Source organism: Gallionella capsiferriformans ES-2, from assembly GCF_000145255.1.
Taxonomy (GTDB): Bacteria; Pseudomonadota; Gammaproteobacteria; order Burkholderiales; family Gallionellaceae; genus Gallionella; species Gallionella capsiferriformans.
In genome coordinates this window covers 917,050-934,054 of record NC_014394.1, presented here as the reverse complement: position 1 = coordinate 934,054, position 17,005 = coordinate 917,050, and the positions used below count along the sequence as shown (strand labels likewise).

Here is a 17,005-nt window from a genome sequence, read left to right as displayed (position 1 = left end):
TTTTTATAGTTGTTCGATATGCTGATGGATACGAGCAAGAATGTCGCCAAACGGGATTTGCCCGGTGTAATACAGTGCGGCGGTTTCGCGATACTTGGCGTCATACAGACTGCGCACTTTTGGATCGGACAGCAGAAAGGCTTCGTTACTGGCGATATGCTGATTATCGGCTTTGGGGAAACGAGCTTGCTTGTGTGTAATATATTCAGGCGTTCCGATGAAAGCCAGCACTTCCGCGATCCCCAGCAAGCGGTAGATGTCGTAATAATGCCGCAGGAAGTTCTTGGGGAAGGTTGAGGCTTCCTGTTGCTTGCGGAACTTGGTCGATACGGTTTGCAGTTTTTCCACAAAGGTATAGGCGGGACTGTAGCAGGCAACATCCACTGCCCGATTGTCGATCACATCCACTTTTGCCTTTAAGGCGGCATCCAATGCCCATGAGCTAATGGTGCGTGGTGCGTTCGGCGCAGTGACATCAAAACCCACTTCCAGCAGGATGCCTTCTTTCACGCCAGACAGCTGATCGATCACCGATGGGTAGTCAAGAATGATGCCGCCATTACGAAATTTGTCATCATCATAGTCGGCATCACGCTTCACCTCGATCAGATCGGGTATCGCAATCTGTTTTGCCAGACTATCGAAAAAATCTTTGCGTGCGGCAATGTGTGCCGGTTTGTCGTGATTTTTACCTGTTTTGAGATCCAGCTCGCCGAGTGGCTCAAAGCGTATGTCGATGTCCTCAGAAAACCGGTCAATAATGCCGTAAGCCTTGGAAAGCGACGTTCCACCCTTAAGTTCAAATTTCCAGCCCTGCTGCTGCAATGCCCACAGGCTATGCATCAGCCAATAATCTTTTTCAACCAGATAGGGTGAGATTTGCAGTGATCGTGCGAGTTGTGCAATAAGCGTGGGGAAATCTTTGTGGCGGTGTAAAAATATATTGGTTCCGCTCATTTAAAGGACTCCCGGCTTGCTTAAGCCTTGCGACAACCATGCATTGACCAACCGCTTGGTCGCGACTGATCCAAAATCAACCAGCGCTTTATTCAACTTCTTGGCATCAAACTGATTGAGCTTCTTTTTCGCCCGCTCAAGCACCTCATCTTCATCCTCTGCCAAATCAGACAGATTATTCAGCATATCAACCAGCAGATATTCAGTCGTCACTTGGCTGGGCTTAGGGAAATTGTGTTTCAGGCGAAAATCGTATTCGCGCTGATCCAGCTTGAACATGCCGTGGCGCTTGTGGTTGTAAACGATATTTTTGTTGTAAAGCTGGGTTGTCCCCAGACGCAGTGAGTTATATACACTGGGATTGAAGCTGAGGAAATTTTTATCTTTTAAAAAAACCGCAAGCAAATCACTCTCGTTGGGTGGCACTTCACCGAACACGTTTTTCTTGGGCTTGTAATACATACCTTGAGCCAGCTTCTGCAACAGGCCCTGGGCAACCAGTTGCTGAAGCTCACGATCAACACTCGTCGAATAGGGTACAAGATCCTCGCGGCGATAAACCTTACCGGCACGAACATGCTGGACAAGAGAGGTTGATTTACTCGACGAAGATTGCGACAGGGTCATGGCTGTATTTTAATTAACGTTTCATGCAGAATCATACCCCTTGAAACTCAATACTCCAAGTGTTGAACGTTTACTGTATCCGCGCCCGCTGCCCCGCCCTGATCGCCGCCAGCAGCTCGGCTTTGAGCTTACCTAAATAGTCATCCACTTCGTCTTCCGTCTCAAGATAAGACTTGCTGGAGTAATCCGCTGCACGAATGACCCTGGCAGGTTTCGGCGTAACGGTCTGAGTTATCGGGACTGAGCCAACATTGATAACCGTCGCATGATCACCCGGCGACTTTACGGCGAGCGGTTGCGCTTTAGGTACTGCACTCAGCGCGGCGGCAATCATATCCATCGCGCCATCCAGCGCACTGCCGGATTGATCCTGCAAATAATGGATTTGAGGGATGCTGGATTGAGCCGCAATATCCAATTTTATTTTCTGTAGCGAAGACAAGGCACGATTGCGCAATTCAGGCTGTGCATGCGCCTGATCCAATGCGCCTCCAACCTCAGCAATTTTCTTTTCCAGCAAGAGCAAGGCGTGTTCACGCTTGGCATCTACGAGTTTGACATTCACCGCATCTACCGATTGGATCAAGGTCTCAATCTGATTGATTTGCTGGTAAGGCATGGAGTTGTCGCGTATAGCTTCCAATTGTTGCAATGCAGTCGCCGCCGCGACCTCTTTAAGGAGTGCAGGACGATTGGGTTCAAATCGTTGCAACGCGTCAAGCATCCTGCGCCAGGTTGCAATCTGCGTCGTATAGAAGCTGATCAGGTCGTGAATATCATCGGCAGCATCCAGCCATTCATCCTTATTCGCCAGTATGGCCTCGACAAATTCAAACGAGTCGCGGATCGCCAGTTGTTTGGAGATGCTCAACACGTTTTGCTCAATGACCGCCTTGCCAGGGTGATGTCTGGTGGTGGACAGGTGAGAATATTCCTTCAGCTTGGATTGCCATTGAGTCAGACTTTCGCGGAAATCGGCAACCAGCCCGTCTTCGTCATCACGACCCAGCTTGGAGAACAGGTCTTTATGTAGTTCACGCGCGCGTTTGAGCTGAACTGCATCGGCAGTTTTACGTTTGAGAATGGAGACTTGCTTGAAGCGCACCGACTTGGTGAGTGCATCCACGGCAGAACCGGGTTCGAGATCGGAGTTGTCAGACACAAGTTTGATTTCACCCGCCATGAACAGGCGAGCAATCAGCAGCACGATTTCCCATTCCGGCTTCCATCCCCACGGCGCGCCGCTGAAGCGATCAACCACATCCGACAACATCACCCGACTTTGGGAGGCTTTGAGCTGTAGATATTCCCGCATTTCATTCAGCGCGAGCGGATTACCCTCCTCCCCGCCTAACGACAAGGCATGTTGACCAATGCTGTCAGCCATCAAGACAGCCTTGATCTCGGCAATCGGATCAAGCTGGCGTATCTTGAGATATTTCAGTTTGGTGTAGGTATTGGAGATGAGGTAGTTAACCAACTCATCCACTTGCGTCGAAGGCGCTGCTGCCTTGCTCGGCAACTTTTGACCCAACGCATAACAGTCACCATTGACCAGTGCCGTACTGAGCTGCTCGATCAAGCGTGCTTTACGCTCACGGTTTTCATCCTTACGGTCGGCGAGGATACGTTTGAGCGGTGCAGCAGCTGAGCTGGCTTTAGGACTGTCGATATATTTTTCGATCTGCTGATAGAGGTTCAGCTCAATATCGAGCCTGTTACTCTCTGCCATACGGATCAGGGCACGATCAGCGCTACGCAAAATCGCCTTGGCATCACTCAATGACTCGTAGTCATCGCTCAACGGCGTGACAATTTCAAAAGAGAGCTGATGGCTGGCATTTTTCCACGGCGCACCATCCAACAGACGGTTGATTTCATAATCGCCCTTGGTATCGCGATGGCGAATTTTGGTCATGCCACCGAGAATTTCCTCAAAAATTAACTCGCCCAGCAAACGGGATTTTTCAACCGAAGACACATCGACATGCCCGATTTCCCGTGCGACATCGCGCTCTTCGTTGGTCAGGAAAAACCATAGGTCGCCATTGCGACTAACCAGACGTTGCTGTTCCAGTCGAGTCAGGCTTTCCTGTATCTTGCGTTTTAGCGCCAGCTTGTCAGCATCAATCTGATCCACACAGAGCGTTGCCAGATTATCAACATTGGGTTTAACGATATCCGGTATGTAACGAATCAGGAACAGCGCCTTGAGCAGCAGTACGTCGTAGGTTTCCAGCGATGGATTCGAGGGCGCTTCATCAATCGAGCGCTTGGCGCTGGTATCGATAAAGCTTTCGATGGAGGGATAAAAATCATACATCGGCACGAGGGCATCAATATTCCGATCCGCATTACGCACCGCAGCAGACTGGAACGCATCCAGTAATGAGCGCTCGCCTTTGGATAAGTGCTTACCCGTTGCCCCTACCTTGCGGATAGACTCGAAGACCTTTTGCAGCAAGGTAAACTGGTATGGCGCAAAAGGATAACAGGCGACAAATTCAGCCGCATCCTTGTAGCTGCGCATCGAGACTGAGTTACCGACAAAGGCGAGCTGGTTATTGATGATGTCGCCCTTCTGGGCGAAGCAATCCCGCAACTCGACGTGCGCCGCTTCAGTCTTGGACAGCAGACGCTCGCTGATCACATCATCGGTATTTGAACTCGCCAGTGACAGCCGTGTGTGAAAACGCCCCTGAATCTTGGAGAAGTCTTGCGACTTGGCCTTATTGGTTTCACCGATAGCCGCGTCAATGTCTTCCTGACTGGTCACAATCACCCACGCCCTGCCCTGACACAAGCCACCCAGCTGCTCAATGATGGTTTGCAGGGTGAGCATCATCTGCGTGTTGTCGCCAATAAACTGCCCCACCTCATCCACCAGGAAGATAACGCGATGACCGGCTGGCTTGGTCGCCAGGTAATCCCGAATAATTTTTGCCAGACCTTCGATGTTGATTTTGTAATCGTCGCGAGAATTGTCGAACCAAAGCCCGGCAGACTCCTCGGTCATATTCAGTGATTTTGCCAGGGCATAGACCACGTCATCCCGCAGAAAATCCACGGCATCCCGCTCTTTGTCCCAGTTCGAGCCATTCTTTTCCTGAAAAGCCACCTTGAACGCTTCAAAATCGCCCTTACTAACCAGATGGCGCTCCATGTCGGCGATATGTGGCGCATCGCCTGAGTAGCCGAGCTTTTCATTAAAGACGCGCAGGAACACCTGCAAGATGACATCACGGTCTGATTTACTGTCAGCCTTGGCATCGATATTAAACAGGATGACATCGGAACTACCCTTTACCGCACGCTGAATATCCGCCAGCAGGAGTGCATCCTTGATTTTGTGCTCATCAAAAAATGCAGCCGCGCGTTTAGGGATGCCTGTTGCAGGATCAATTGCCTCGATATTTTCCAGCAGATAGGAAAGGATTTTGATGAAGTGAGATTTACCCGATCCAAAGAAGCCAGAAACCCAAACCCCCATACGCGAGGTGACGACCGGATCTTTAGGACTATCAGCAGCTGCTAGGAACGCATCGAAAAAACGTCGAAAATACTCGGTCAGCTGCTTGGTGACGACGTACTCATCCAGTTCTTGCCAAATACTCTCGGCATCGCGTTGATCCGCTTTGATCACACCGTTGATTGGTCGGTCGATAGGTTTGGTAAACAGCTCTCTGATTTTCATATGTTTTGCCTATTTGCGATGTGCGTCAGGATACCAAGCGGAATGCGCGGTAGTAGTGATCTTCGGAAAGTTTGTTGAATAGCCGGAAGGAGTAGCCGTCATATTTACCTGGATACAGCATCAGCAAGGGCGTGTCTTTCATCAACGGATGCAGAGCTGATAACAAAGTGTGCGTGCGCAATATAGGATAGGCAGATCCGACACCCGTCAGAATAACCAAGTCTTGATTATCGACATCTATCTGGGACACGAGGCGTTCAGCCAACTTGTCCTCTTTCAGGACGCGCCGCAACGATTCAAGTGCTTTGTCATCACCTTGTGCCTGCTGCATATCGAATGCCTTATCGAGCAACTTGCGCTCTTCCAGCAAGCCGATAGCCAGATCAAAAACATTGACCGTGGCAAAGCGTATCGGCGGATGATGTTTGGCAAGTGCAGGTTCGATGACGTCAGCCAGAAATGAACGCATTTCCAGCTCGAACTCAGGAGGGTAATCAAAGACCCAGAAGCCAATTTCATTGCTGAGGCCTTCGTTGTTCAACAGCTCTTTCGAGGTAAGACGCGGCAGGATTTGGTTAAGACGCTCTTCAAATACGCTCATCGGGACACTTTCATTGCAGCGATAACATCAAATTCACCATGCCGTTTTAGAAAAGAAATGACCGTCGGATGCAGACTGGGCGGCGTCATATTCTTTTTTCTGCTTGAGTCGAGATATTTGGCCTCGACCAATATTCGAACGATGACCTCAAAAAGTTTTTTCCTGGTGGATGCAGACCATTGCTCAATGTCGCCATCACGATGCACGCACTCCACCCAAAACGCATCCCACAAGTGACTATTCAGAGCCAGCTCCATCCGACTGAGTTGCCTAGCGTACACGTCTCGCAAGAAATCCCCCAACAAGTAGCTGTGCTTGATTGCAGCTGCCAATAAAAGCTGAGACGACACTTCCATATCCCCTTCGGCAATCAGCTTCCAGCCCTCCTCGTCTAACGTAACCAAACGGTTCCGAATCAGCTTCGCTTGCCTGAATGCGGTTGCCGGCGTGTTTTTTTGCAGGATATTTTCAATCCTTAAGGCGTGATCCCATTCGGCATCAGATGGGTGGGTGAGCAACAACGCGGCAATCCGCCTGCTTTCAGCAAGCATAAGCGATCCAGCAGATATTTCGGCGTTATAGCGGGGCATGGTTAAACAGCTGGATTATCCAAAAAATACATTGCGGCTGATTTTACCTTATATGTGATGGCAATCAGGGTTTGCGTGCAGCTCGAACATTCAAAGTTGAGCACTATCAAAAATTGATAGCCGACATTCTTTCACGTACATACGACATTTTGAGTCGCGATAACGATGAGTTTACCGGAATCAATCGTATTTCAGCCCGACAAAACATTCGCAGTTCGACTGAGTGCATCCCCCCACTTGCCACCCAGCCCAATATCCGCAACAATCCACATTGCTTTTAACCACACCCACAGGAATGAATAAATGAACCGCAAAGAACTGATTGACGCACTGGCAGCAAAAACCGGCAGCACCAAGACTGAAGCTGAACGAAATATCGCAGCATTCATCGAAGTAGTGACAGAAACTTTGGCTGCTGGGGATGACATTGCCTTGGTTGGCTTTGGCACATTTGAAGTACGCGAACGTGCTGCTCGTACCGGCCGCAATCCAGCCACAGGTGCTGAACTGAAGATTGCGGCATCCAAGCAGGCCGCATTCAAGGCTGGTGCAACGCTGAAGGCTGCCGTCAACGGTTCAAAATAAGAATTACAACTGCAAAAGCGACCGCCAGTGACCTGGTGGTCGCACACTACAACTATGCCAACAGATCAAATCATCCAACACCTGACCAAGCACGGTGAACGTCTCGATACGGAAATTGCTCACGCGATAGGTATTCCACTACCTGTGGCACATCTACATCTGAAACAACTTACCGCAAATGGAAAAGTGATGTCCTGCCATGTCACCCGGTTTGTGGAAGGCATAAAAACGGAGGGTATCACCTGCCGGTTGGTTGGGCATATACCAAAGGTGGCACCAGGAAAAAAGACGATGTGATAAGTCGAATTGAATCCACCATCCACAAAATCAATCACTTGGTCTTCGCACAAAACACTGCCGCTGTTATCCTGCAACATCAATATTACACACTACCGGCGGCGGGACTGGACCACTGACTTCCCGGGTACAGCGAATGTATCCCCACGCTGGAACATAGCCGCCATAATCATATCCGCCACCGCAGCCCGGTAATGCCGCTTGTCGTAGTACCAGGACGTGTCCTGGGCAATATCTCGCGCCACCGAGAAATCTACAATATCTGGCCGTATTTTCAACAATCGAGCCTTGAATTCAAGGTAGGACTGCTCGGAGATAGTCGCAAGCGTATCCCGATAAAACGGGTGGATGAATAATTTTGCTTCGATCTGGTTCTCATCCAGCCATTTACACAATTCCGCGAATTCGACAAAACGCTCCTCCACCCAGCGGATATCCGCCCCGTTCCATGCGTTTGGCTGGAAATGATCGCGGTTGTATTGTTCGGGGTTGGATGCCCGAGTGCGGTCGTATTCGTACAAGTGATACATCCCCGTGCCATCGACATCAAAAAAGATGGAAGGTTGGCTCTGTAAATGATGTGCAATGCGCGTCAGTCCTTGCCACTGCCCTGATGCAAACAGGTATGAGCTGTAAAACGACAGCCAAGATTCGCCACTCACGGCGGGATGCGGACGGTTGGTTGGCATTATGCGTGGACGCTCATAGAACTGGTAGAAATCAATGCCAATCAACACCTCTTTGATCGGTTTTCCGGATCGTTTAAGCGCGCGCAGCGTGTCAAATGCCTCTTGTGGCGTGCCGGCCAGGAAAGACAGGTTGTAAAACGAATGGCCGGTGATTCGGCTAGCCTCGTCCGGGTCGAAAACACCCATAACCGATGAGCCAAGGATATACGAATCGTTCTGTACATCACCGCGAAGCAGGTGATTCACTTTGCGGAATCGCTCGTTTACCGCGTAGCCACTGCGCAAATAATGGTGTCCAAACACCTCGTATGGATCGACAAGGTAGTTGAATATCACCACGACCAGTCCGCCAAACAGGAAGGCGGCGGCAACCCAACAATTCCACGCGCGGTTGCTCATCATCAGAACTGAAAATACAGGAACGTGGTGGGGCGCCCCAAAGCCAGAACGCACACCACAATCATCGCGGATACGTAGAAGGCGGAACGGCGACTTGGCGCGGTACTGGTAAATATGGCGAGTGCTTCGTGAGTGTTTTTGGCATACATCGCAAACGCGAGCAGGCACGCCATACCCCAAACCTCGATGCCATTGATAAACGACGATTGTTGGAACTTCAAGCCGCTCCCATCCAGCCATGCCAAATAAGTGGATGGCAACATAACGCCGTTCATACCCAGCATGGTTTTCCAGATCGTGATTGCGTCGGCTACCGACGCGGCGCGAAACATCACCCACGCGAACAGCACCACAAGGAAGGTGATTGCCATGCCCAACGGTTGTGGCAGCGTGAATCGCCCACTCCATTTCCAAACTCGATGAGCCGCCAAATACACGCCATGCATCGCGCCCCAGACTACGAACGTCCAGCCCGCACCATGCCACAGGCCGCCCAACACCATGACCGTCAAAGCCGCCAAGACCGCCCTGCTCTGCCCGTGCTTGTTACCACCCAGCGGGATATACAGATAATCACGCAAAAACCGCCCCAGCGTGATGTGCCAGCGCCGCCAGAATTCCGCGATGCTGGCAGCTTTGTAGGGCGAATTGAAGTTGACCGGCAGTACGATGCCAAACAGCAAGGCCAATCCCATCGCCATTTCCGAATAAGCAGAGAAATCGAAATACAGTTGGAGCGAGTAAGCCAGTGCCGCCGTCCAGGCATCAAGAATTTGAAGCTCCGCGACATGCGCAAACGGCTCGTTCACATACTCACCCAGCCAGTCGGCAATCACCACCTTCTTGAACAGCCCGACTGCCAGCAGGAACAACCCGGCGGACACCCGGCGCACATCGGGCAGCAGCCGATCTTTCCGCAGCTGAGGGATGATCTGGGCGTGATGCACAATCGGCCCGGCGATCAGTTGCGGAAAAAACATCACGAAGATAGCGAAGCGCAACGGATCACGGTCAGTCACCACCCCTTTGTGACAATCCACCAAGTAGGCAATCTTCTGGAAGATAAAAAAGGATATGCCGAGCGGCAAAATCACACGCAGCAGCGGGTATTGCGTCCCAGCCACCGCATTCAAATTGCCAATGAAAAAATCGGCATACTTGAAATAACCGAGTACCAGCAGGTTAAGGGCAATCCCACCAGACAGCCAAGCCACAGATGGGCGACGTGCCAGCAATCCACCCAGATGGAAGTTGATGGACAACAGTAGCAACAGCATGACAAGGTAACGCCAGTCCCATGCGCCATAAAACACGCAGGACGCCACCAACAAGACCCATTGCGCCGCACGCAAGCTATATCGTTGGTGAGCGATAACGAAAGCCAGTAGCACACAGGGCAAAAAGCCATACAAAAAGATCGCCGAGTTGAAGAGCATACGCTAAACGTGGCCTAATTCACGCAGCGCAAAAAACAACGCGAGCGCGATAACAATTGCTGGCATGGCAACAAACCAGTCCTGTTTCGATGGCAGGCTGGCGGCCAGCACGGTACTGGCAATCCATACATGAGCCAGATACCACCATCCCGCTGCCGAGGTCATGACAAAAACGGCATACCAGATGCCCACCGGAAACAAGACGAATGGAGCTAAGGCAATTGGAATGAGGGTGATGAGATTGGGTGATGATCGGACTGAGCCAAGCCGCCAGGCATTGCCGTCGCGTGCTGGAATGAGGTTTGGCAATGAAGGCTTCGCGCCTAACAACAGCGCAACCAGCCAGTGGCAAAATTCATGCGCCGCCGTGCCAGGCAAGGAGAACAAGCTGTACACCCACATCCCCAGCCTTGGTGCTGCGACAAGATCGAATACCAAAACGATTCCGATCAGCAGATGATCCACGATTGGCAACGCGACAAATTGTTTTGCAATACCTATCATGGCGCAAACACCCTCGTACACTCAAAAATCACCCACCCATACATCGCAAACGCCAATAGGTACTCGCGCAGATCACCCGTGCATAGCTTCAGCGGCGACACGAAACGCCTTTTGCTTGGCCACAGCAGCGGGACACCTGAGTTGGTTAGCCAGTCGCCGGCAAGATGCGATAAGTAGCCCGTTGCGACGCCTGCCACCACCGGCACGGCATAGCCTTGATGCCAGTGCAAATGATACAGCGACCACCAGATCAACCACGACATACCCGCAACAGCGAGCAGGCTGTGCGTAATACCACGATGACCAAACACGGTTGAGATCGGGATAGAGAGCGGAAGAATGCGGCTTCCGAATGCGCTTTTAGGGTGGTCGATGTCGGGCAAGTGGCTGCCAATGATTCCGCCAGCCATAATCAGTATGGTTTGCACGGGTGTCGCATGCATATATTCGGCGACGAGCAACGAAGATGCACAGCCTGCGGCCACATGGGTAAAGGCGAGCATCTTCTGCTAAATCCGCTTTTGCATATTACTCAGCCACATCCAGGTCGCAAAGCCGATGGCAACAATCGCCAAAGGTGCAACGACCGAAGGAATCGGTATTGGCAATACCACCCAGACGCACACGCTTACAAGTGTCATTGTGGAAATGAGTACACCAAACCTGTGCCGTATCGGTGACTGCGAGGAAAAACGAAAGGTGCTGATCTCCCTTACCCAAAATCCGTCTGTGGTCGCCGCAATCGTGAAGGGCATCAGGATAAACCAGTACAGAACGAGCATGTTGGCGCGATAAACAATCAGCGAACCCCACAACCACGTGGTAATAATGCGCTCTTGCGCCCAGTTCTTTAGCATGGTCGGCATGGTTTTCGTTTCCTTGATGGAGGATGCAATGCCCTTTACCTGACCAATGCTGGTAGAAAGCATCTTGCTGTATATCCACTGGTCAGCAGCATGTCCGCCGAGCTGCGATGAGAACTCGCGCTCCGCCGTCAGCGCCTTCATAAGATAGCCTGGGGAAATTACCATCCATGTACCCAGTGCCGCCACAATGGCAATGACAGCCAGTAACGTGCCAAAGCCGCCCTCTTCTTTTTTGCTTGCCATGCCTTAATCCTTGAGTATCGGAATTCTGCCTTTGATGATTCGCCCGCCAGACATCTTTGCGATGAAGTGCAGTGGCGGAAGACGCCCCAGCATGGCCGCTGGAAAAATTTCAGCCTCCTCTTCGATAACTGATTCCTGGTACGAGGCTTGGTATTCATCTTGCACATGCGCGTCAACGCCGTGACCGTAGCGCAGGTTGAGTGACTTCGCTTTGATTTTTGGCAGGCTGTCAGCGATGTACTGTTGTGTCTCTGCGTCGATTACTCGCAAAATAATTTGATTGTTGACGTTGGCGAGTACCTGGCGCGCCTTGTTCTCATCACCGAGCCGCGCAGGAAAGTCCGCGAAGGTCTGTGTTGCAATCGTCACTCGAAACAGCGCTCCGCCCCCTTTGTTCATAAGCTGGATGGTGGGTTGATTGATGACCTCTGCGGCTTCGTCGATGAAGAGATTAACCGGCTTGTTTGAGTTGATGCCGTAGTTATAGCGATCACCGGCCACGGCGGTCAGGTCAGCCAGCATAATTGAACCTATAGAACTCCCGACAGTGCCATCCGCCAAACTATCGAGGCCGAGATAAAGCACTTGGTTGTTGTTGATGATCTTCGCCATGTCGGTCGCGTGTTTCTGATCGCCAATTTTGGCTTCGGGCGACAAAAGCTCGGACAGCGGATCCGATGTCAGCATGGACAGAATCGGAATGAGCGATGCAACCATCTTTTGGAAGTGGTCACGGTTATGTTCAAAGGTGGAAATCAGGCCATCCAAGTCTGATGACTGCGCTTCATGGATGACGATCTGCTTGTAAAATTCGATATAGGCTTCCAGTATCCGGTCACGATTTTTTTTCACAAACCCGCTGGAGCGCGATTCCCAATCCGCCACCTTGTCGATGAAGTGATGGCGCAATGTGTTTAGCAACAGGTTGTCCGCGCCACCTTCTATGTAACGCTTCAAGTGCACCAGATTGGGGCTTTCGCCGGTTGCCACCAGACCATTCACAATATCGTTCAGTACTTTCCAGCCAAACGCCGCAAACGGGTCTGCGCCCGTTTCCGATGGAATCAGGGCAGCAACCCGGCTGGCAAGTTCAGTTCGGCGATTCCAGTTGCGCATCGGGTCGATGGGCGTGGACTTCTCCGGGTGGGCGGGATGGAAATACACGAAACGCTCCGGGCATCCCATTGCTGCACATATCTTCCTGGCATTTTCCGCCAAGGCATGATCCCCTTTCGGGTCGATGATGATGACGGTTTCGCCACGCATGATCGCCTGACCAATCAGTAGCTCCATCATTCTGGTTTTACCCACCCGCGTCGTTCCGACCAGCAAGGTATGTCCGACCAGATTAGCTACCTCCATAAACCGATCAGTCTCTTTATCCAGCCCGTGTATCCAGTATTCACCGTTCAAGTGATGCTCGTTGGTGATCTTGCCAATAGTCTGAGCAACGCCTTGGGCAAGCATCGCGTGCATCTTTTGTGCTTCGACATCCGTCCAGTCAAAACCCGTACCAAGCCACACGGATGATTTTTTGGTCGCCAACGCTGTCTTGTCCATCAACTCAGGAATGGTGATGAACTCTATGCCGTAATTTCCCATGCGTGTCTTATCAACATAGCGATGCCAAGCCTGCGTCCCACGATACACAGCCATCGCCGTGCATACAGACATGGCAATGGCACTGAATTTTGACGGGAGCGGCACCGGCATGTATTTCCCGACAACCAAAGTTGCCGTTGCTGCCAGCCCCCAGGATGCCGCCATCTTTGCTTCTATGTTGGGTCGCCACGGTGATTCCCACTCGTAAAAGGCTTTCATTGATTACGCTCTCGCTTTGAGCGTTAACATGGCTGCCGACATATACATCCCCATTGTCACTTCGAGGAATTCGTGACCGCTACCGAACATCACCAGGAGAAGCCCCATTGGAATAGCAAGCAGAGACAGGGCCGATAAAAGTCGCTTGTTGATTTGCCATGAACCCTCCTCGGCTGCAAACAACCAGACCGCCGATAGCCATACCACAGGAATCGCAAACGCCATTTCGATGTTGTACTCAACGTAGATTGCAAGGGTGCAGCTTGAAAACGACAGGATGCTCAAGGTGAGGCATAGCCCAGTCGCTTCCGGCATATCCGTCCATTTACCGCGAAAAGTGTTGTAGCGGAATGACTGCACTGCCAAGGCGCCCACCAATGTTTTGAATTCGTTCATTTGCATTCTTTGACAAGGTGATTGAGAAGTCCGATTGCTTTACTTATGAAGGCCACCTCTCTGCGGATGTCTCTTAGCGCCTGCTCAACCTCCCGCACCATGTCTTCCTCCCACGGCTGGGTTAACTTGAATAGCACTGCCAAGTTATAGCCGTAATCACTTTTTTGTTTCCTGATAAGTTTTTTGGTCATGCGGCGGGTTTTTGCTGCTTTTGAGCCATACCATTGGATTTCATACCAGTTCGCCGTCAGGCTGTTATCCCGCATTCTGGCCTGAGCAAACAAGACGCTCTTTTGCGCCCAGTCTCTGCTTTTGTTTCCCGCCATGACAAAAGTAAAGTGCTGCCTGCACATATCTGTTGCTTGCGCTTCGAGTGTACTGAGTCGCCCGTACAGAAGCTCGATTGCGGGTGTAACGCTGGTTATTTCGGTAAATGCAGTCAAATCTGCCCTCGCTGTAAATGAAAAACACCGTTAATTTGCCCAGCGCGGAATCTATCGATTCAGCGCAACTTTACATCTACGCGGACAGACTGAATTCGCGCGGTAAAACACATCCTGCAAAACCATCTAAATACATGCAATCGGAACGGTTGGCAGACAAAAACGGAACATTTGGCTTCAATATAATCATATAGTTACAGGAGGAACGTTTGGCAACATTCGGGGGAAATGTTTGACGGGCGATTCGGCGAGCGGAATGTTTGGCAACGATGCTTTTCACTCTACCCGACATACCTGGCCTCTACATCGACATCCCTTCTCTGCGTAAAAGTTACTGTCTCGTCTGCCTCGTTAATCTCAAACGAGTGACCGGGGATAGGGTTGTCCATTAAATCGCGTAGGGTTTGTTTGAGTTTTCTGAGAGGCGACGTTGTGCCAGTCATTTGATGCAACTTGGCAAAGGATAAGTTTACTGGCGAGAACAATTCATCTTTGTGGCACATGGCGACCATGTAGATCGCCCTGCGTATTGGTGAGAGGCGCAAGAAGTCTGGATGGTAGTAGTCAAAAATGTCATTTTGGATAAGGTAAAAAATGCGGTACGTTATCTTGAGCGTAACCGTTTTTATTTTCCCGTTTGCATCGCGCCCCAATCGATATTTCGGAATGTAACTGAATGACGTGCTGTAATTCTGTCCAAAAGGAATGGTGTTGGTGGTAATTTTGCTGCCAGCAAGGCGGTCAAGCGCTTGAATCAATCTGTCGTCTCGATCACCCCCCATGCTGCGCCCTGAGAATTCCAGAAAATCCTCCACTTCAAACTGAAACACACGGTAGATGTCATTGTCTCTGTCTTCGATCGGAGCGTTGCCGATCCACGATTCACAATACAGCAGAATGTCGAGATCACGCAGGGTGGGAAGCCCAGTGGGGCTTGGGAAAATCTCAAGAAACTTGCCCTTGTACTCTATTCGCCGGGCATTCATATCGCCTGGGTTTAAAGCGAAAGTGGTGCGGTATGGCAGGTTTGCGATAAGCTCCTTCCGTTTTTCCCGATACACTGCTTTCGCGTCTTCCGTCATATCCTCATCCGTGCAGAACAAATCCACGTCCCTGAGAAATGACTCGATGCAGATGTCCAAAAAAATGAGGTGGTTGAATGCAGCGCTATTGATCCTGGTAATTCTGTGATCTTCCATGTGTTCCCATGGTGGTTGATTAGATGTTCTGCAAAGTCTAGTTTTGTTCCCAAGAAAAATCTGCGAACTACTCGTCCAATTTGCAGAGTATTTCGCAGTGGGTTTTATATGAAAATTTATAGGCGTGCCACAGAGCGTGTAGGAGTTTTTCGCGGTGCATCCTGAATTCCTAGACGTGCCACAGACGTACTCGGCTTTTTGAGCTGTGCGACTGAAATTCCCAGACGTGCTGGAGACGTACTACAGAGCGTGAAGGTTTTTTTGTTGCTTCGTTGAATTCCTAGACGCGCGGCATATTTCAACTAAATTTGCCAGTCATTACAATGCCAAACCCGCTGCAATTACTGAGCCAACTGCAAATATCCATCCGGAATGTCGCAGTGCGAACGACTGCTGTTGAACGTATAGCGGTCGAATTGCACGGTGGTTGTCATCCATCCGGTTTCGAGACAAAGCGTTCTGTGACAAATCGGCTAGATTAGCGCGAAATGAGAGCGTCCGTTCACAGTAGTGGTATCCATACCTGCTCTCCTAAAAACTCAGCACTTGGTCCAATCCTGCATTCTATAGATACCGGAAGTATTTCTAATGCTTATGCTGATGATGTGCATCCGGAAAATGTCGATGAGCATGTGTCAGTGGTTCATGATGATGCAAATGGCGATGTTGGCTACCCGGTGTTGTCTGGGAATCGTGTTCATGCTGGTGATGTTCGTCGTGAGTATGCTCATGGTCATGCATCAACTCCGCATGTATATGCGGGTGTTCATGGTGCTCGGTGAGATGCAGCCAAGCACCTAGTGCCATGAGCGCTCCAGCCAAGAGCAGTGGTGGCGTGGCCGGCTCACCCATCAGCACAGCAAGCAAAGCACCGAAGAACGGCGCAATTGAAAAATAGGCACCCGTGCGCGCCGTACCCAGATGACGTAGCCCCACTACAAACAGTGTCAAACTTACGCCATAAGCCAGCAAGCCAACCAGCATTGCGCCTGCCAGTTGCGGGAGTGCCGGTATTGAAGCACCCAACCATAAGGCTAACGTCAGGTTGACACCTCCAGACACCAAACCTTTTACCGAAGCAATCCATGTGGCATCTGTGAGCGATACTTTACGCGTCAGGTTGTTGTCTATTCCCCATGCTAGGCATGCGCCCAGAATTGCCAGCATCGGCCATAACCCAGATGAATGTGCGTCTACCGACCAGCTCAATACGACCGCACCAGCCACAATAGCAAGCATGCCTAACGCGATGCGCCGATCAAAGTTTTCTCGGAAAACGAACCATGCCAGTAGCGCGTTAAATACACTTTCAGCATTTAGCAAGAGAGAGGCGGCAGATGCTTGCATACCGGTCAGGCCGATCATTAGCAGCACAGGCCCGACGATGCCGCCAGCAAGAATTGATCCGGCAAACCACGACACCTCATTCTTTGGTAATCGAACGGCAGGAGCATGAATCAAATAACGATACAGTAGCAGACCAATACCTGAACCCGAATAGAGCAATCCCGCCAACAGCCACGGATCAACAGACTCAAGCAGCCACTTCGCTAAAGGTGTTCCCGTGCCAAATAACAAAGCTGCCCCTATTGCTGCGGGTATGCCCGGTTGGCAAACTGCTTCTTTCCAGTTCATCTTTTCCGCTTTCAGATAATGTA

The 17,005-nt window shown here is 50.8% G+C and carries 16 protein-coding genes; 1 reads left to right on the top strand and 15 read right to left on the bottom strand.

What is annotated here, in order from left to right:
* Positions 1–3 precede the first annotated feature (3 nt).
* From GALF_RS04425 to GALF_RS04405, 5 genes are all read right to left on the bottom strand, one after another.
* On the bottom strand, positions 4–957 hold the full coding sequence (locus GALF_RS04425) for a nucleotidyl transferase AbiEii/AbiGii toxin family protein (RefSeq protein WP_013292859.1): 954 nt from the start codon (positions 955–957) through the stop codon (positions 4–6).
* Positions 958–1,584 (bottom strand): DUF6088 family protein, encoded by a 627-nt coding sequence (locus GALF_RS04420; protein WP_013292858.1) that lies wholly within the window; start codon positions 1,582–1,584, stop codon positions 958–960.
* 70 nt (positions 1,585–1,654) lie between these two features.
* The gene (gene brxC / locus GALF_RS04415; protein WP_013292857.1) at positions 1,655–5,278 is read right to left on the bottom strand and encodes a BREX system P-loop protein BrxC; all 3,624 of its coding nucleotides are present in this window, start codon (positions 5,276–5,278) and stop codon (positions 1,655–1,657) included.
* Between the two features lie 25 nt (positions 5,279–5,303).
* Positions 5,304–5,879 carry a DUF1788 domain-containing protein gene (locus tag GALF_RS04410; RefSeq protein WP_013292856.1) on the bottom strand — a complete coding sequence of 192 codons (576 nt, stop codon included), beginning with the start codon at positions 5,877–5,879 and terminating at the stop codon, positions 5,304–5,306.
* Positions 5,876–6,469: a DUF1819 family protein gene (locus tag GALF_RS04405; protein WP_013292855.1), complete on the bottom strand. Its 594-nt coding sequence runs from the start codon at positions 6,467–6,469 to the stop codon at positions 5,876–5,878. The genes GALF_RS04410 and GALF_RS04405 overlap by 4 nt, the downstream gene beginning before the upstream one ends.
* Before the next feature lie 303 nt (positions 6,470–6,772).
* On the opposite strand from GALF_RS04405, the gene GALF_RS04400 reads away from it, so the two are divergent.
* The gene (locus GALF_RS04400; RefSeq protein WP_013292854.1) at positions 6,773–7,054 is read left to right on the top strand and encodes an HU family DNA-binding protein; all 282 of its coding nucleotides are present in this window, start codon (positions 6,773–6,775) and stop codon (positions 7,052–7,054) included.
* 389 nt (positions 7,055–7,443) lie between these two features.
* On the opposite strand, the gene GALF_RS04395 is transcribed toward GALF_RS04400, so the two are convergent.
* The 10 genes from GALF_RS04395 to GALF_RS04350 form a co-directional block, all read right to left on the bottom strand.
* Entirely contained in the window at positions 7,444–8,442 is a 999-nt protein-coding gene (locus GALF_RS04395; protein ID WP_013292852.1) for a hypothetical protein, read from the bottom strand.
* Positions 8,442–9,875 (bottom strand): MBOAT family O-acyltransferase, encoded by a 1,434-nt coding sequence (locus GALF_RS04390; protein WP_013292851.1) that lies wholly within the window; start codon positions 9,873–9,875, stop codon positions 8,442–8,444. Before GALF_RS04390 ends, GALF_RS04395 begins: the two co-directional genes overlap by 1 nt.
* A gap of 3 nt (positions 9,876–9,878) precedes the next feature.
* On the bottom strand, positions 9,879–10,379 hold the full coding sequence (locus GALF_RS04385; protein ID WP_013292850.1) for a hypothetical protein: 501 nt from the start codon (positions 10,377–10,379) through the stop codon (positions 9,879–9,881).
* Complete coding sequence (locus GALF_RS14840; protein WP_013292849.1) at positions 10,376–10,882, bottom strand: metal-dependent hydrolase; 507 nt, start codon at positions 10,880–10,882, stop codon at positions 10,376–10,378. The genes GALF_RS04385 and GALF_RS14840 overlap by 4 nt, the downstream gene beginning before the upstream one ends.
* A gap of 6 nt (positions 10,883–10,888) precedes the next feature.
* Complete coding sequence (locus GALF_RS04375) at positions 10,889–11,488, bottom strand: DUF4400 domain-containing protein (RefSeq protein ID WP_013292848.1); 600 nt, start codon at positions 11,486–11,488, stop codon at positions 10,889–10,891.
* 3 nt (positions 11,489–11,491) lie between these two features.
* Positions 11,492–13,309 (bottom strand): conjugative transfer system coupling protein TraD, encoded by a 1,818-nt coding sequence (gene traD / locus GALF_RS04370; protein ID WP_013292847.1) that lies wholly within the window; start codon positions 13,307–13,309, stop codon positions 11,492–11,494.
* A 3-nt stretch (positions 13,310–13,312) separates the two neighbouring features.
* Positions 13,313–13,705, bottom strand: a complete 393-nt coding sequence (locus tag GALF_RS04365; protein ID WP_013292846.1) for a hypothetical protein — start codon at positions 13,703–13,705, stop codon at positions 13,313–13,315.
* Positions 13,702–14,148 (bottom strand): conjugative transfer protein MobI(A/C), encoded by a 447-nt coding sequence (mobI, locus tag GALF_RS04360; RefSeq protein WP_013292845.1) that lies wholly within the window; start codon positions 14,146–14,148, stop codon positions 13,702–13,704. Before mobI ends, GALF_RS04365 begins: the two co-directional genes overlap by 4 nt.
* A 281-nt stretch (positions 14,149–14,429) precedes the next feature.
* Positions 14,430–15,347, bottom strand: a complete 918-nt coding sequence (locus GALF_RS04355; RefSeq protein ID WP_013292843.1) for a replication initiator protein A — start codon at positions 15,345–15,347, stop codon at positions 14,430–14,432.
* A 585-nt stretch (positions 15,348–15,932) separates the two neighbouring features.
* Positions 15,933–16,982, bottom strand: a complete 1,050-nt coding sequence (locus GALF_RS04350) for a DMT family transporter (protein ID WP_013292842.1) — start codon at positions 16,980–16,982, stop codon at positions 15,933–15,935.
* Positions 16,983–17,005: the final 23 nt, after the last annotated feature.

What these genes read in the sequence shown, in the direction of transcription:
- GALF_RS04425 (WP_013292859.1), bottom strand. Translation starts at nt 957, where the DNA reads ATGAGCGGAACCAATATATTTTTACACCGCCACAAAGATTTCCCCACG.
- GALF_RS04420 (WP_013292858.1), bottom strand. Translation starts at nt 1,584, where the DNA reads ATGACCCTGTCGCAATCTTCGTCGAGTAAATCAACCTCTCTTGTCCAG.
- brxC (WP_013292857.1), bottom strand. Translation starts at nt 5,278, where the DNA reads ATGAAAATCAGAGAGCTGTTTACCAAACCTATCGACCGACCAATCAAC.
- GALF_RS04410 (WP_013292856.1), bottom strand. Translation starts at nt 5,879, where the DNA reads ATGAGCGTATTTGAAGAGCGTCTTAACCAAATCCTGCCGCGTCTTACC.
- GALF_RS04405 (WP_013292855.1), bottom strand. Translation starts at nt 6,469, where the DNA reads ATGCCCCGCTATAACGCCGAAATATCTGCTGGATCGCTTATGCTTGCT.
- GALF_RS04400 (WP_013292854.1), top strand. Translation starts at nt 6,773, where the DNA reads ATGAACCGCAAAGAACTGATTGACGCACTGGCAGCAAAAACCGGCAGC.
- GALF_RS04395 (WP_013292852.1), bottom strand. Translation starts at nt 8,442, where the DNA reads ATGATGAGCAACCGCGCGTGGAATTGTTGGGTTGCCGCCGCCTTCCTG.
- GALF_RS04390 (WP_013292851.1), bottom strand. Translation starts at nt 9,875, where the DNA reads ATGCTCTTCAACTCGGCGATCTTTTTGTATGGCTTTTTGCCCTGTGTG.
- GALF_RS04385 (WP_013292850.1), bottom strand. Translation starts at nt 10,379, where the DNA reads ATGATAGGTATTGCAAAACAATTTGTCGCGTTGCCAATCGTGGATCAT.
- GALF_RS14840 (WP_013292849.1), bottom strand. Translation starts at nt 10,882, where the DNA reads ATGCTCGCCTTTACCCATGTGGCCGCAGGCTGTGCATCTTCGTTGCTC.
- GALF_RS04375 (WP_013292848.1), bottom strand. Translation starts at nt 11,488, where the DNA reads ATGGCAAGCAAAAAAGAAGAGGGCGGCTTTGGCACGTTACTGGCTGTC.
- traD (WP_013292847.1), bottom strand. Translation starts at nt 13,309, where the DNA reads ATGAAAGCCTTTTACGAGTGGGAATCACCGTGGCGACCCAACATAGAA.
- GALF_RS04365 (WP_013292846.1), bottom strand. Translation starts at nt 13,705, where the DNA reads ATGAACGAATTCAAAACATTGGTGGGCGCCTTGGCAGTGCAGTCATTC.
- GALF_RS04355 (WP_013292843.1), bottom strand. Translation starts at nt 15,347, where the DNA reads ATGGAAGATCACAGAATTACCAGGATCAATAGCGCTGCATTCAACCAC.
- GALF_RS04350 (WP_013292842.1), bottom strand. Translation starts at nt 16,982, where the DNA reads ATGAACTGGAAAGAAGCAGTTTGCCAACCGGGCATACCCGCAGCAATA.